Source organism: Methanospirillum stamsii, from assembly GCF_003173335.1.
GTDB classification, from domain to species: Archaea; Halobacteriota; Methanomicrobia; order Methanomicrobiales; family Methanospirillaceae; genus Methanospirillum; species Methanospirillum stamsii.
On record NZ_QGMZ01000018.1, the window covers coordinates 12,407 to 28,816 of the forward strand.

The 16,410-nt window shown below is 43.8% G+C and carries 10 protein-coding genes; 3 read left to right on the forward strand and 7 right to left on the reverse strand.

Annotated elements, in window-relative coordinates; genetic code table 11:
- The first annotated feature begins 170 nt into the window (after positions 1–170).
- The gene (locus DLD82_RS09040; protein ID WP_109940799.1) at positions 171–3,878 is read left to right on the forward strand and encodes a CARDB domain-containing protein; all 3,708 of its coding nucleotides are present in this window, start codon (positions 171–173) and stop codon (positions 3,876–3,878) included.
- A gap of 92 nt (positions 3,879–3,970) precedes the next feature.
- Here the strand turns inward: DLD82_RS09040 and DLD82_RS09045 are convergent, their stop codons facing one another.
- The 7 genes from DLD82_RS09045 to DLD82_RS09080 form a co-directional block, all read right to left on the reverse strand.
- Positions 3,971–6,790 (reverse strand): UvrD-helicase domain-containing protein, encoded by a 2,820-nt coding sequence (locus DLD82_RS09045; RefSeq protein ID WP_181391353.1) that lies wholly within the window; start codon positions 6,788–6,790, stop codon positions 3,971–3,973.
- Complete coding sequence (locus DLD82_RS09050; protein WP_109940801.1) at positions 6,790–10,215, reverse strand: PD-(D/E)XK nuclease family protein; 3,426 nt, start codon at positions 10,213–10,215, stop codon at positions 6,790–6,792. The genes DLD82_RS09045 and DLD82_RS09050 overlap by 1 nt, the downstream gene beginning before the upstream one ends.
- 282 nt (positions 10,216–10,497) lie before the next feature.
- Positions 10,498–10,890, reverse strand: coding sequence for a HEPN domain-containing protein (locus tag DLD82_RS09055; RefSeq protein WP_146199742.1), 393 nt, complete (start codon positions 10,888–10,890; stop codon positions 10,498–10,500).
- Positions 10,880–11,227 (reverse strand): nucleotidyltransferase domain-containing protein, encoded by a 348-nt coding sequence (locus DLD82_RS09060; RefSeq protein WP_245920405.1) that lies wholly within the window; start codon positions 11,225–11,227, stop codon positions 10,880–10,882. The genes DLD82_RS09055 and DLD82_RS09060 overlap by 11 nt, the downstream gene beginning before the upstream one ends.
- 342 nt (positions 11,228–11,569) lie before the next feature.
- On the reverse strand, positions 11,570–12,001 hold the full coding sequence (locus DLD82_RS09070; protein ID WP_146199743.1) for a hypothetical protein: 432 nt from the start codon (positions 11,999–12,001) through the stop codon (positions 11,570–11,572).
- Positions 12,002–12,490: 489 nt separating this feature from the next.
- Complete coding sequence (locus DLD82_RS09075) at positions 12,491–13,696, reverse strand: MFS transporter (RefSeq protein WP_109940806.1); 1,206 nt, start codon at positions 13,694–13,696, stop codon at positions 12,491–12,493.
- 179 nt (positions 13,697–13,875) lie between these two features.
- Entirely contained in the window at positions 13,876–15,105 is a 1,230-nt protein-coding gene (locus DLD82_RS09080) for an MFS transporter (RefSeq protein ID WP_109940807.1), read from the reverse strand.
- Positions 15,106–15,168: 63 nt separating this feature from the next.
- Between DLD82_RS09080 and DLD82_RS09085 the strand changes: the two genes are divergently transcribed.
- Positions 15,169–15,939 carry a TrmB family transcriptional regulator gene (locus DLD82_RS09085; RefSeq protein WP_146199744.1) on the forward strand — a complete coding sequence of 257 codons (771 nt, stop codon included), beginning with the start codon at positions 15,169–15,171 and terminating at the stop codon, positions 15,937–15,939.
- Between the two features lie 216 nt (positions 15,940–16,155).
- Entirely contained in the window at positions 16,156–16,410 is a 255-nt protein-coding gene (locus tag DLD82_RS09090; RefSeq protein WP_109940809.1) for an AbrB/MazE/SpoVT family DNA-binding domain-containing protein, read from the forward strand.

Consider the following 16,410-nt stretch of genomic DNA (forward strand, 5'->3'; position numbering starts at 1 on the left):
TCTCTGGTTATCAGATACCTGCATCATCTTCCTACAGCGGGCTGTTTGTATTGCCCAGACCGATAATCATTCAAAAATTTTGCTGGATTTAAAATTTTTCAAGACAGAGAGGGTCAGTTTGTCAGGCTAAGGAGGGACAGGAATAGATCCCGGTATTGGAGGTGTCAATAATGTCAACCAGAAATAAAATTCCCCAGACTTGGTATGATGGATTGATTATAGTCATGGTTCTCCTCGGAATACTCTGGTTTGCCGTTCCGGTTCACGCTTCAGGTTCCGGATACAGCACATTCTTCTCCGGACCGATGGTTGCCGTGTCAGATGATGCCCTGCATACCTGGACCGGAATCGGTGCAGCCCCTGAATCCGGCAATGCCCTTGCAGAATGGCAGATCCAGACCGACAAGGATAGTTATGCTCCCGGAGACACCATTCAGGTGACTCTTGACATGCACCTTTCAGGTTCGTACGGAGAAAGCGGGTCAGAAAAAGTGAAGATAAATGAACCAACCCAGATAACGGTCTATCTGGATACTTCAGGCCTCACTGTCCCTCTCACCTTTTCTCTAATCGATTCATTTGAACTTGAAGGGATCGGTGATGACAATCTCGTCCCAAACCAGGTAGATAACACCATTACTCGGATTCTCTCCTTTAATGTTCCAGAAGATGTCAAAGCAGGAACATACTCGCTGTATGCGTATTTTGAGAATTATAAGACAAACAACCTGGATATTTCCATCTCCGGTGAGGAGCCTCCTGTCACCCCGGAAATAACAAAAACGCCCACTTCTCCCCCGACTCCAAAACCTACCGTAAAACCTGCCAGTACCCCCTCCGGATCTCATGCCCCTCCAATGGGTTCTACGCAGGTTGAACTCTCGATCACCGGTCCATATGATTCTGAATCCGGAAAGAAATTTTACATCCGTCCGGGTGAGATCCTGACTCAGACCTATTCAGCAAAAAATACCGGTTCATCTGAAACTGGTAATTTTGTTCTAAAATTCTATCTCGGAGTGAACAAGGACAAGTATCTTGGGGAGATACAGATCTCTTCTCTGTCTCCTTCCCAGTCCAAATCAGGACCGGCATCATTTACCATCCCATCAGACACCCCGGATGGTGAATATTCATCCTATCTGGAAGCGGTGAAAGATGGAAAGGTGATCGGGGCCTGTAGATCATGGTTACCGCTGTGGGTTCAGAAAAGTAGCGGGGATAAACCTGATCTGATACCAATGGTTCTTACGATCTCAAAACCAGCCGTATCCGGACAGCCGCTCACCCTGACATGCACGGTGAAAAACCAGGGTTCAATCGCATCAGGCCCTTGTCAGATTGCTTTTTACCTCTCAAGAGAGAAGATAGTTCCTTCCGGAACACCCGTTTTTGCTACCGGATCGCTCGGTTCACTATCGGTTGGTAATACTCTTCAGGTTTCAGGTACTGCTTCTGCTCCTGAAAGTGCCTATTCAGAATATTACTATCCGGTTGCAAAAGTTGATTCTTCCAACCAGATAGCCGAGACTGCAGAGAATAACAACCTCATTGTCGGAGAGGGATTTGACATCCAGCCCGGAGGAGGAGTAAACCTGATTCCACTCATCACGTCCGCAACCGTTTCAGGTGATAAAAAGACCCTTTCAATCGCCTACAGTGTCCGCAATTCAGGTCAGGTTTCTTCTTCCGGCGGGACTCTCACATTTAGCCTGATATCTGCGGATTCGGGTGTTCAGTCTGCAACGTTCGATCCTATTCCGCTCCCTTCTATCTTGGCAAGTGGGGTTCATTCAGCAACGGTCAAGTATACTCCATTGGTAGAGACCGGAGATTACTATGTCAGGGGGACGATTGAACTCTCATCTGATATCAACCAGGGTGATAATACCTATACAACCCAGAAAACAATCCATATCGAAGGTTCCGGATCCCTTCCTGAATTCTCTACCCTGCTCTCGAAGGCCCCGTCATCAGCGAAGGCAGGAGATACAATATCCCTGCAGAATATTGTATATAACACCGGATCAGCCGATGCGAATGGTGTTTATGTAGGAGTTTACCTCTCCATGGATTCCCAGATAAGTAACTCTGATACTCTTATTGGTTCACACCAGTACGATAATATTTTCCATGAATATTATGCATACAAGACATTGAGCGTCACAATACCAGTGGGAACACAGTCAGGTACCTGGTACCTGGGCGCCATTGTTGACCCGGATAACGCAATTCCGGAGAAAGATGAAGGAAATAACCGAAGTGATCCTATTTCGATTCAGATTCTCGGTTCATCGGAAAAACCGGTTGCCGGTTTTGATGCAACTCCTGTTTCCGGTATTGCTCCTCTAACAGTCTCTTTCACCGATACTTCTACCGGAGATCCTTCATCCTGGTCCTGGGACTTTGGTGACGGGAGCAGCGGTTCTTCAGCGAAAAGTCCCTCCCATACCTTCCAGAAAGAGGGTTCCTACATAGTAACTCTGACAGTCAGTAACGATGCGGGTAGTAACAAGGTCTCTCATATTATTATTGTCAATAAAGCCGATGAAACAGAAAAACCAGAAGCCCTTGCTGGAGTTTCACAAAAAGACACACCAGATCCATTTACATTCCGGTTTGCTGACTACTCGTATAATCCCGGAGGCACAAGAGTGTGGGATTTTGGTGATGGAACCTCCAGTACCGAGGCATTTACTACCCACACCTATACAAAACCCGGGACATACAAGATTATCCTTACCGTGAAGAACACTGCCGGATCTGATACCGATCAAAAGTGGGCACGGGTAACAGATACTTCGCTTCCGGTGGTCCCGACTGCCGATTTTACGTTTTCTCCTTCATCCGGTCCGGTTCCTCTGACCGTCCGGTTTACGGATAAATCACTGGGAGATCCGACAGCATGGACCTGGGAATTTGGTGATAAAACAACATCAGAGGAGAAGAACCCGGTTCATATCTTCACCGGAGAAAACAGTCCTCTCTCAATTTCAGTAAAACTTACCGTCAGTAACAATCAGGGATCGAACTTCAAGATCATTGAGGATGCAATCCAGATCAGAGCGGCCAAAGAAGTGGACTATATTGTCTCGATTGATGGTCAAAATGAGATAATATCAGGAACAGAATATAAATTCCCTACAACCGTCTCGACTACCGGAGATGGGTTTGCCCATCAGGTTGATGTGAGGTACTATCTGTCTGAAGATGCTGTCTATCAGATTGATAAAGATACTTTCCTGGCTCATATGCACGGGTTTGGGGCTGATCCCGGAACAAGCATGACAAAGACTGCTTCATTTTCTATTGCCGAATCGGTAACTCCGGGATCGTATTATCTGATAGCCTATGTGAATCAGGGAAAAGAGGCGGTTGAATCTGATTACTCCAATAATGTCGGAGTTCTTCCGGTAACTATGAGGGCCTCATCCCAGGCAGCCCCTCCGCCTCCTTCTCCTACAAAGACCACGACTCCGGAACCTGTCCAGGTATCAAATGAGGTTTCAGGGAATTATATCGCTATTCATGATGGGGTTGCGAGTGGAGTGAATCCCTCGGCAATCAGGGATATCAACACCATAAGATTCACTATCGCACCTGATAATTCCGTAACCGGTACGAATGAATGGGTTTTTGAATCTGAAACAGGTTCTGCAAACGGATATGGTACATACTCCGGCTCATATACTCCAGGAACTGGTGGGCTGGAAATGAAGTGTACAGATGGACGAAATACTCATAGTGATGGTACTACGTATACTCTGGATTCTATCACTGTTGAAGCAACCAGGTCTGGAGAAGGCTTTATCGGTACGGTAACTCCCCGGTTAGGTGATTATTTTGAAACCTATGATTTTAAGGCATTTCGTGCCTGATACCCCTTATTTTTCTCCGCATTATCTCTTGCGAGGTTTTTACCTGAAAAAATTCCAAAGCACTCTCTGTCCTCTGAATAAAATACCCAAAATTATACCTTCCGCTTCCCATAACAGTCCTTATAAATATCCGGAACCGTGATAACGGATGGCTGGGCGTGGGCCCACTCCCTGGTAAGTTCATCCGGATTGGAGTAAATGTTAATCACAATCGGATCAAGGCCATCCATCGGATCAATGGATATCTCACCACCCATATCCATAATGCCAGTGGATATTTCAAGGAGAGTACAGACCCAGTCAATGCGGTTGTTACTTGAATCTATTCTTCTGTATAGTTTTCCCGGATTTCTGCCGCAGAGAATCAGATGATCCCGTGCTCTGGTAGTTCCCACGTAAAAGAGGCGTTTTCGTTCTGCAGCTTCCTTTTCTTTCTGAATAAGTGAAAGTCCCCGGTAAACCGGCGTCTCATCAATCTCGTATTCCCGATCCGGATTTGGAATCTTCGCACCAACCAGTGCAGCCTGGTCCCCTGCAAGAATCGCTCCTTTTCTCCCCTCTCTGGATGACCCCATGTCTGGCAGAACAACAACCGGAAATTCAAGTCCCTTTGCAGCATGTACGGTCATGATATTCACTGAAGTCTGTGCAAGTGCATCAAGGGCAGCCTCTCCTTCACGTTCTTCTGCAGTGATGGAATTTGTAAGATCCGAGATGAACTCGCTTAAGTCATAAGATCCCGATTCTGACCGGTTGCGAACTATCCGGATGAGTTTTTCAAGATTTGCGACCTGCTGTTCCCCCATTGGCAGAGCCCCGTACACGGTAAGTATCCCTGATTCCACCAAAATTTTCCGGATTAACCGGTTGAGTGGAATTCTACCGGTGGACGAAAGCCATCCGGCAAGGAGATTCTCTGCCCGTGTCAGTACATTGATGTCTGAATCATCCGAATTTTCGGCAATATACCGCTGCAGTCGTCCATAAAGTGTGGTTCCCCTGGGAAGGCCTTTCATAGTCTTAATCGCGTGTATTACCGGATCAGAAAGGCCCATGTAAGGTGATCTGAGTGTTCCAAGCAGGGCTGCATCATCATATGGTCGAAGGAGAAAAGACAGCAGATTAAAGATATCATACATCTCCTGTCTTGAATAAAATCCGACTCCTCCATGCACATAAAACGGAGTATCCTGACGTGAAAGAGCAAGCATATACTGGGTCAGGTATGTCCGCCGCTCCAGGAGAATGGCAATATCTCCATAAGTGACCGGTCTTTTCTTTCCGGAAGCTTCTGTGATCCTGGTATTCTGGCAGGAGACCATCTGATGAATCATCTCGGCAACCATACCTGCCTCAATCTCTTTCTGATCCGTTAGTGTTCCTTTTGATTCGCCTTTAGGCGGGAATAAAATACGAATGGATCCATCACATCCATGCCGGGCTGAAGAGACTGCTAGTGGTTCATATCCGAACTCCCATGGTTTTTCTGCCGATGCAAAGATGGAAGAGAAGAGGAAGTTTACAAATCCGATAACTTCCCTGGAACTTCGAAAACTCACATCCAGGTTGGTAAGCCGTCCTTCACAATCAATAAGAATCCGGTTTTGAGCCTCTTTAAACCTGGTGACATCTGCATTTCGAAAGAGGTATATTGATTGTTTAGGATCCCCGACGATGAAAAGACCCTGTTTTCCAGGAACAAGCCGGCCGGTAATCGCGGTGATGATGTCAAACTGAGCCGGGTCGGTGTCCTGAAACTCGTCAACCATGATATACCTGTACCGGGGACGTAAGTGTTTTTGCACGATATCCTGGTTATCAAGGAGGAAATGTTTACACAGACGGATAAGATCCGCGAAATCAAGTGCTGATGCCTGTTTCTTTGCATCGGTGACGATCTTATGGTACCGTTCTGAAATCACCTGTAAATCAGCAAAGAAGGCGAAGGTGGCCCTGGTAAATACTGAATCAGGATCTATAGCCAGTTCAAAGTATGGAAGTGCTTTCTCAAGAGAAGCAGTAAGGTCTGATTTAGCATCCCGGAACAATGCAAGATCTGCATCCTCCCAATTCTTTTTTGAGCCGATTCTTCCAACCGGACGTACGGCAAGAAACTCCCTTGCAGCCTGTGCCAGTGCTTCAGAGGGTGTATCCCTGTTTAACTGTCTGATATACGGAGCTAACTGGTTCAGGTATTTAACGGCAGAATCACTCGAGTTTGAATATTTTTTCGATAACCGGATGAGATCTTTGATTGCTGAAGAATTTACCGGATCAGCAAAAAACCTATCTGTTTCTGGTATCCTTATTGCATCGAGGAATTTTCTCCAGATATCTATCATTTTATCGGGGTTTTCTGCTGCAATTGTAAAAAAGGAGGCATACCGGTCATAGTGCTCATCAATTGTTGAGAGCATCTCTGCAAGCCTGAATTTTTCAACCTGGGAGAGAATCCGGATAAGAGATTCTTTTACACCTGCCGGAGGTTTTCTGAGCAGTTGTTCAAATGCATCTTTCTTGACAGTGATCCCCTGTCCCCCGTCAAGAATGGTAAACCCTGGTTCAAGTCCTGCCTCGATGGCAAATTCACGGAGAATCTGTGCACAAAATGCATGGAAAGTCATAATCGGAGCGATGATAACCTCTTCTGCAGCTTCTTTCATCTTCCGGTTCGCGGGATCCTGGGCAAGACGTCTTGTAATGGTAGATCTCACCCGGTCTTTCATCTCGGCAGCAGCTTTGTCGGTAAAGGTCAGAGCAAGGATCTCTCCGGGTCTAAGGCCCTCCTGTTCCAGGAGATTCAGATATTTCTCAACCAGGACGAATGTTTTTCCGGTTCCAGCCCCTGCAGTAACCACCATACTTTTGTCATGGAGGGTTATCGCCTCGTTTTGTCGCTCTGTTGCTGCCATCAGACGCCCTCTCCTGTTTTTTCCGGATAATTTATCCATTCACCAAGGTGTGATCCCCGATCCGGCTGGAACCTGCATATCGTCTTGTAAGGACAGAACCAGTCAGGATTGCATCCCCGGTCAGCATGAATGGGAAATATTCCCTGATGAATTTGCATACTCTGGCGACAGACCTGAAACAGTGCATTGTCCATGATATCCTCCCATTTTGACTCTGACTTTGGCATCTTCCCCCGGGGAAGACGACTTTTATATTCCGGATTATACAGACTCATTGCATGGGTCACTGACCGGTGCAGATGGCAGTATGATCCATACACCGGATTATTATTGGTAATCTCTGCATATGCCAGAAGATAGAGGGGGAGTTGCAGGGCTTTTCCTTGGGTGATCTCGGTGGTTGATGGTATTTTTATCCCGGTCTTATAATCTACCACTCCAAAATCTCCGGTTTTTGTGATATCAATCCGGTCAATCTTTCCGCAAAGAAGAAGACTATCCGGGATATCCTCGGAAGTCCAGGAAATATCCTTTTTTTTATTCAATCTTCTTCTTGCGATGGCAGCAATGTCGACAGGGTCTTTGACAGAAGCGGGATCATCACCATCTTCATGCACTGCTCCGAATGAGAATTCAAAGTGTTTTGGGATAAAATGAGCAGGTTCATCTCCTTCCTCATCAGGTGCGAGACGTGCAATCTCCGCTGCAACATACTTTTCAAACATTCCTGCTCCGTATCGCTCACCTCCCAGGAGTTGTCTTCGTTTTGCAAGCCAGACCGGAGTTTCATAGGAGACTGTATCCAGTTCTTCGCTGGCAATCTCAAGGATGGAAGATACAGCATCGTGGTACTCCTCCTGTCTCAGTGGGAAAGCATCTCTCTCCTGCATCCTGCGTTTAAACCTACAGACAACCGAATGAATCAGTCTTCCTTTGGCATCAGAAGAGAGGTCGCTTCCAAGCATTGGGAGTGGTTTGATGTTCAGAATATGTTCAAGATAAAACCGGTACGGGCAGCGGGCATACGTCTCCAAAAGTGTTGCAGACCAGGGATATGAAGGACCAAACCGTTCTTCCATCTCTTTCCTGATGGAGGCTTTAGTTCTTATGATGCCATCGTATACTGATCGGTTTAGTCTGAACCGGAAGTTACGTTCGATACCTATCCGGAATACAACATCTGAAATACGTTCATTATCAGGCAGGAAAAGAAGTGCTTCATCCCATCGGGAAGAAGCCATCATTGTCCCGGAATAATATGCATTTTCAGAATCAGAGAACTGGTCAGGCTCCGGGATAGCAGGTTCCTCTCCCCATGTAGGAAAAATCCCTACCTGCTCTAATGGGCCGAGGAATGAAGAACAAAGAGCTGTTCGTTCATCCCGGTGTTCAAATGAGCTCAGGTATACATGTTCCTTTCCTGTTAGTAATGCGGAAATAAACCGGTATCGCTCTTTTCTCAGGTATGTATGCAGGTCATCCCCGATTTTTCCGCCTTCACTCCCGTTTACAAATGGAAGGCGATAATTGAGCCGTGGTATCAATCCTTCATTAATTGAGGCGATAAAGATATATGGAATCTGCATGTGTTCGATATCGCTGATTCCTGCGACGAAAACGCCGTCATTATCTCCTGCCTTGATCTTTTTATCCATCAGCAGCAGCCTTACCCTTGAAAGAAACTCCGGAAATGAGATATTCTCATTCTCACTTTCCGGCTGCTGCAAAAGAGATGTAAGAATCTCATCAAATGCAAGAAGGGCGTTCTGTTCATCATCAGAAAGTTCAATTCCCCCTTCTTCTACCATTGTTCCCGGAGATGGTGATCCGATACTCTTCAGCGTAATTCGAAAGGCTTTGCAGTGTTCGGAGGCTGTACTCCGTGCCAAAAGATTGCGCAGGACTTGGATGAGGTTTTTTGTGCCTTCAATGGTCTGAAGGATTGTTTCACGAGGCAGGGGTCTTTTTGGAATATATGCTAAAGAACCATTTTCTCCAGATCCGGTCTCTTCAGATTCCTTTTCACTGGTGATATGCCCGATGATCTGCTCAAATCGCCCATCCCAGTCTATATACCCACCGGTAATTCCATAACTGCGACAGATGAGGTCGAGGGATTCAAAGTCAAGGAAGTTATGGTAATTTTCTGTTTCATCTTTTTCAACAGAAATCCAGGAGTAATTCAGATAAGGACTCCGGATAAGACGGATCAGTTCTTCATACCTGAACCCTTTCTCCACACATTCTCCAAGAAGCATGAAAAAGGAAATCAGGGGAGATACTGATAGATGAGGGGCGGTGCTACAGTTGTAAGGAATATGGTAGTCGTCAAATACATCAGCAAGATATCCCAACGCAATACCAGGATCTGGAAAAACCACTGCGATGTCATTCCAGGGGATGTTCTGTTTTTTGAGACGAAGGATCTCTTTTGCTATTCCGGATAATTCTGATACGGGGTCTTTCCATTTGGTCAGGGAGAGTGCATCTCTTAAGATACATGCTTTTTCTTCCGGGAAATTGTCAGAAAAAAGAGATGTTACTGCTTTTTCCCTTGGTGATGCAGGAATTGTACCAGATTCAAATTTTTTGCTCGGATAAATCCATGAAGCATCATCACCAAAAATACTGGTATCTTCTCCCATAGGTGCAGTATATATCATGTGGGGGATTTCTTCTGCATATCTCTGAATCAGACGTTTTTCAAGAGGTTCGGGATTATACTTTCCAAGCCAGAATACATGGGTGAAGAGAGAAAGAAATTTATCTTGAGATTTTCTTTCCAGACTTTCAATGACCCACTGAATCAGTGTATCGCTATTGACATGATTGAGGCTTTCCAGCCTGCGATGAAAGGCGCTATTTATCACTCCTATCTGGTCACTTTTTCTTGTCTGAAGGTTTTCAAGACATTCCGGATAATTCAGTTCATTTCTGATGATATATGAAAAAAGACGCTGGAGATCGGCAAGCATCCGTCCAGAAGGAGAACTCCCGTTCATGAAAAGAGAGAGTTCTTTACTGTGGTCCGCAATAACCCGGGAGAGAAGAAGTCGCGTTTCAGAGTCAGATAAATATGTTATTCCTTCTCCGTATTTAGAGAGCAGGAAGAGACAGAGTGTGTCTGGTGTGAAAATCCGGTCTGTTATTTCTGGATTATTCCGGCCTGTCAGCAGGTCTTTTGCCTGCAGGACAAGGGTCTCCGTTGGTAGGATAAGCCAGGATGTCTCAGGTTTTTTCTGTATTGAAACAGAAAACCGGTCAAGAAGATCCTGAAATCCCCTACCCGGTATTGCATATAAAAGGGGTGCCTCTTCAGGCATATGGATATTCATTGGATGGATAACCATAAAGAGAGTTTTTTTGATCTCATCCATCCGGTTTGTCTGTTGGGAGTATGTAATTCCTCCATATATATGATGCATGATAAGAATGTGGAGAATATGTCCGTATTATTTAAAAGAGACTTTCATAGCAAAATTCACGCTTCAAAATGCAGTTATGAGTCAGAGATCAATAATTGGTAAAGTCCTGATATATTTCTCATCTGAAGCAAGAGATGAGCATTCTGTTCTTCCATAGAGAAGGAAAATTGGAATGAGGTTCGTGATGATGCATTATTGTCTCTGAGGCGACCTATCATTGGTTTTCAACCTCGCGATAAAAAAAGATACTAATCTACTGAACAGGTCACAGATAATCTGAATTTATGGGCTTGAATTAAGAATTTGTGAACATGTCCTGACAAACTCTTTTGCATGCTCCAGGGTTGTTTGAGACCTGATATCGTCAATCCTCTTTTCGGATGAATAATCTGCTTCTTCACGAAGGGTCTCACCAGCAGCAAGATACTCCCAAATCTCGTAATGCATCAGACCATTCTTAACAAATTGGTCACTCAATGTGACAATAACTCCCCGGTGCGTCTTTGGAGTAATGTCCAGGGTCAGGAGCAGAGCCCTGGCTGCAAAAAACATAGCATAGTATGAACGGGAAACAGCATCCTCGAAGTACCCATCATCATGAAGGGATTGGGCAACTAATAAGCGCTCCCTTGATTTTTCCATGAGCACATTACACTCGATCAGGTTAGCCAACAAGAACGCCTTCCTGTTTTACATTCCTTAAAAAAGAGACATTACCGGCCCGGTCAAATTCTCCTGTTGTCCTCACCTTCACTGAGAGCATGACTCCGGTCTCGGAAAAGATTTGGTATCCCATCGTAATAAGCCGATATTCTGTATCCCAGCCCGGATCGGTTGTGATAACCAGGAGATCAATATCTGATTCAGGACCTGCCTCTCCCCGTGCATACGAACCGAAAAGAAGAACCTGGCAGATAGACTCACCAAAAATCTCCCGCACTCGTGAAATATACCGTGAAATAGCATCTTCCACAACTGGATCTGTCCTGACCATCTGCTCTCTGCTGATCATACTGATAACAAGAATTTCTACCGAAAATATATGAAATCCTCCCTTCATCTACTTATCTCATTCTCATTTCCACTGTGGAGTTGGTTAAAAAAAAGACAGGAAATGTTATATAACTACAAAAGGGCCGGAAAACAGGATAATTTACGAATTGGTGGTGTTATGTTTACCAAACTTCAGTATGGAAACTCGCTTCATTTTGTGATAAATATCCTCATAGCCCAGACTTTTTGATACTTATCTGATAGTATCAAATATCTCATGGGTATCGTAACCTTCTGGATAAGTCATCTTTCTCACAGCTGGATCAACAATTGCTCTTGATTTTCACACCAGTCTGGTTCCTTATCCTTCTTTTCTGAACGGACAGAACCGGTTCCCACAACCCGGACATAGAAATAACACGCTGATTACTGCTGCAAGAACTATGCAAACCAGGAAGATGAGCAACAACATGGGTGATGTAATGAGTGCAGGCAGGGCTGGAAGGAAAATAATTACGAAGAGAAATCCGGAGATGAGAAGTTTTCCCGGAGTATATGGTCCAGGTGTTTCTTTCCAGATCCGGGCGATGTAACCGGGTAGAATATGTACACAGGTATCTTTGATAGGGCATGATGCACAGAAGAACCGGGTAAAAATCACTCCTGCGATAACAGTGAAAAAGAGGTATCCTATCGCCATGAAGAGCGAGTGTAGGGAAATCGCGTATAGTCCGGTTATTATGGCAATAATTCCGAGTATGAGGCCTATAATTCCATACGCTGCCTTGTTCATACCAGTATGTGGGACTGTAAGTCAAATAAGGTTACCTCTGCCAACCGTGTTTAAAATACTCAAATTTTGATTTTATTGGCAAATTACCTCATAAACTTAAAAATGGTGTCATATTCATGCCATAATCCGGACCCAAAGAATATTTTTACAAGGGGTCTGTATTCCCGGATCAGAGAGTGAGTGATAGTATTTATCAGCTGAGTAGAGGAGGTAAATAGCGGCCTGCTATATCTCCGCGTTTTGAGGAGTTTATCTAATATAAATCCTTAATTGCCCGTTAAAATTTCATCTGATTTTATAGAAAATTTTAATCGGCAAAATGGTGCTTAATTCAGGAAATAACGAGAATTTCTACTATGAGGGTGTGTAGTACTGGTGTTCAGAAGGTTGTCCTGGTATCGTTTATTTTGAGATTTTTCCCTCTCCCTCATATGTCAATTCAAAAATCAAATCCTGGGATCATTTTTTGAATATAGTAAAAAAGGGTAATTATTTTTGTGAGCCCTGGATTTTTGTGTCTGAAACTGATTGGATGACCGGGAAATTAAAGTTATTTTTCACGCTATATGTCGCAAGAGCAATAAAAATTCCGACTATCCCGCAAATGATGAAAACAGTATGGAGATCACTGATTGTCAGTATAACACCCAGGACAATCGGAGAAAGACTCATTCCCAGGTATTTCATGCAGGTATGAATCGAAAGGATACCTCCTTTTGACATAGTCGGGCTGACATAAATGATCTGGGCATCAATGGCTGTCTGGGCCAGCCCATATCCTGCTCCGAAAAGAAGTAACAAGATAAATACCGCGATGATTGAATCGGTGAATGATATACAGAAAAGTGATAAGCCCACAAGCAAAAACCCTGCGATAAGGACCCGGATTAATGAAAATCTGTCTGCCAGGTTTCTGACACGGGACGCCAGTAATACAACTGCTAATCCTTCGATTGCCAGCATCAGTCCGGATTGTACAGATGAAAAACCATATGCCTCCTTGAGCATAAAAGGAACGTATATTATCAGGGAATATAACAGGAAAAAGATTGCAAATCCCATGAATATCGTGCAGAGTATGGGAAGTTTTCGAAGAGATGAAAAAGCCTCTTTAATTCCTTTGTTAGTAACATTCTGGTTTTTGTCTCTTGTTTCCGGAAGAAATACTGTTACAACAAGAGCAAAAGGGAGTGAAAATGCATAAAACAAGAAAGGATAGTTCCATCCATACCAGGCAAGCCCTCCTCCGATAAGAGGAGCTGAAATAGCTCCTATCGCCAGGGCCATGCTCATTTTACTAATTGCCTGAACACTATCATATCCTCTATAAGAATCTCCGATAATCAGGAAAGCAAGGGTCATCATCCCTGCAACTCCGATCCCTTGGATAAATCTCAGAATGAGAAGATGCTCAAAATTCGAAATAAAAAAACTGATAATTCCAGTCAGACCGTATACTACCAGACTTGGTATGAGTATTTTTTTCCTATCTGCCCGGTCAATAAAATGGCCCAGAATAAGGGTGAATATTGCTGTTGAGAGAGTAAACACAGACATAAGGAGGCCGGTTGCCTGAGCGGTTGTCTGCAGGGGTACTACCATCTCCGGAAGTGCAGGTGCCAGTAATGCTCCTCCTGCCATTGCAAGATATCCGGTAATACAAAGAATAAGGAGGTGAAAATTTTTAATTGACATAATATTGCTCCAAATAATTGGTTGATATGCTTAAACAGAAATCAGATTAAGGAAATAATTTCAATATTCTGGATCTACAAGGTACCAAATATTGTTCTTATGTTTAGCACAAAGGACCCTATTACAATGTTTCGATCTCCTCTCCTCGTCTTTTTTAAGAGTAAAAACCACATGATTTTTTAATATTCTATTTTTGATGGAAGAGATGTCATTTCATCAATGGTATACTTCCCTTTTATCACCAGGTAAACGTAGGGCAGAGCGATTACACATGACACCAGTCCGAATATAAGAAATATATTTCCGGTTGTTGAAGCGATTGCAATGACCGGAACAATTGCAAGGGTGGAAGCAAACTGCCCAACATTCAGGGATACTGAGAATCCGCCACTTGCCCACCCCAGGAATTGTTTTGGTGTTATAGCGGCAATCCATATCAGGACAGTGGGCATTAAGATACCATTAGCAAGACCTACACAAATAGCTCCAATCAGCACTATGATAAGTGAATTAGCAATTCCCAGACTGCAGTACCCGATTGCAAAGAACAGATATACAGAAGTGAGAATCGTGTACCGGGTAAATCTCCAGGCAAGTCTTCCATAAAATAATCCAATAATTGAAGCAGAACATCCCATAATGCCCAGGAATAATCCACTGATAAGGGCAGTGTTCTCTCCTAATAATCGGGCTGCATCCATATGTGCAATAAGGTAGGGGAATTTAATTGGCATCAAAAAGAAGAGCATGCTGCCAAGAAACATTGAGATATAGATTACCATGAACGATGAAGTCGGAAATTTTTCATCTGATGATTTTGTATCTCTTGCAAATTTTCCCAGAGCGGGCTCTTTCATGGTAAGAAGAACACCGGCGAGAATAAAAATCCCAATCAGGTAAATGAGGAATGCTGCTCGCCAGGATATCCCGGAAAGAAGGCCTCCGCTTATTTCAAGAATTAATACCCCGAAACCCATCGCTGCTGCCTGGTATCCGAGGACTTTGGCACGGGTTATTCCCTCATAATAACAGGGAATAAGAGAAGAGGTTGCACAGGTTATTCCGGCAATTCCTACTCCGAGGATGAATCTGCCTATCAATATAGCATAAATCGAGTTGAGAAAATATCCGGAAGTTCCTGCAATGGTAAAGATGACAATAGATGCAGCAAGGATTTTAATTTTACCAATTCTATCAGAAAGTAATCCGATAAATATACCTGTAACACCAATGGCTAGTGAAGGGAGTGTGACAATGAGGGAGATTAAATATTCCGGTGCATCAGGAAATGCTTCACTTATTAACGGAAGAGCAGGCGCGACTGCAGCACCCCCCATTAATATCATCATGGCCGAAAGTAAGAGAAAAACTAATGTCAATTTCGTTGGTCTGAATGGCTCGGAAATCATGCCCTATCTGATTACAAATATCACCATATCAAAAAAGTGCTCCTGGCTGGAGTAGCTGATGTTATGATCGACGATTCCTTACTCTCTGACTTGAAAAAAATCGGTTTTAGTGAATATGAAGCCAAAGTTTACGTGATTCTGACCGCTCTCCGGGTGGCGAGTGCCCGTGAAATACATGAGCAGACGAAGATACCCAGAGGGAAAATTTATGAAACACTGACTTCCCTGGCACAGAAAGGATTTATCGTCTCTTCAGGAAAATCCCCTGCCCGATATTCTCCCGTTGATGTTGCCCGGATATTTGAAAAAATGAAACGTGATTCGACAATCTCCCTTGAAAACCTGTTCAGGCGTCTGAAAGCTTTGGAAACCGAAACTCCTGAACCACTCATGCAGGGGTATAAGTTATGCACCGAATGGACCCGGGATAACCAGATTCGGATGATGTTGCGTCGGGCGAAATCGGAGATCATTCTTCTTTGCGATGATAAAAAAATTCTTTCCAGGTATAGTAATGACATTTCCCATGCAGCAAAGCGAATTGTTCTCTACCTTGTTGTAAGCGACAGGGAACTTGCAGAGTTTACTTCGGTAAAATGTTATATGGGCGGAAATGATATCAAATCCTCCCGATTTCATCACTTGGAAGAAGAAAACCACACACTTTCGATGAAATTGCTTTTATTGGCTGATCGGCGGGAGTCATTGTCAATCTTGGAAGAAAATGGATTAATGACGGGAATTTTTATTTGTCCGGATATCTTTGCCAGTTACCTGTCAAAAAAAATTGTGGATGAAATTGAACCGGTTCGCAAATCTCGAACGGCAGCGTGACCGGTAATCCCCTGCAATAAATTTTTTCATGCCCGGAAATTTTTCCGGAAAATAAGGAACTCCTAATATTGGGCTTTTTTAAGGTTTCTTCAAATCTCTATAACTTGCCATTAACGTTTTTATTCTCTGGATAGTTTTCAATCTTAACATGAGAAAACATAATAATCATTCAATTCATACAAATATGAAAAGTATGATTTGGGAGAATAAGTTGTCATGTCAATAGTAGAAGAATCATGTGGAAATGGAAAACACATTTTTGGAACTGTAAAAGTTGGAGAAAGGGGTCAGATTGTCATTCCAAAGGAAGCACGGGAGATATTCGGGATAAATCCGGGAGATGTCCTGATGGTACTTGGTGATGAAAAGAGGGGGATAGCAATTGTGAAAGCGGATAAATTTCGTTCATTTGCACTAAAGATGCTCAAAATGTTTGAAGAAAAACCCGCAGACGCTGAAATGGAGGATTAA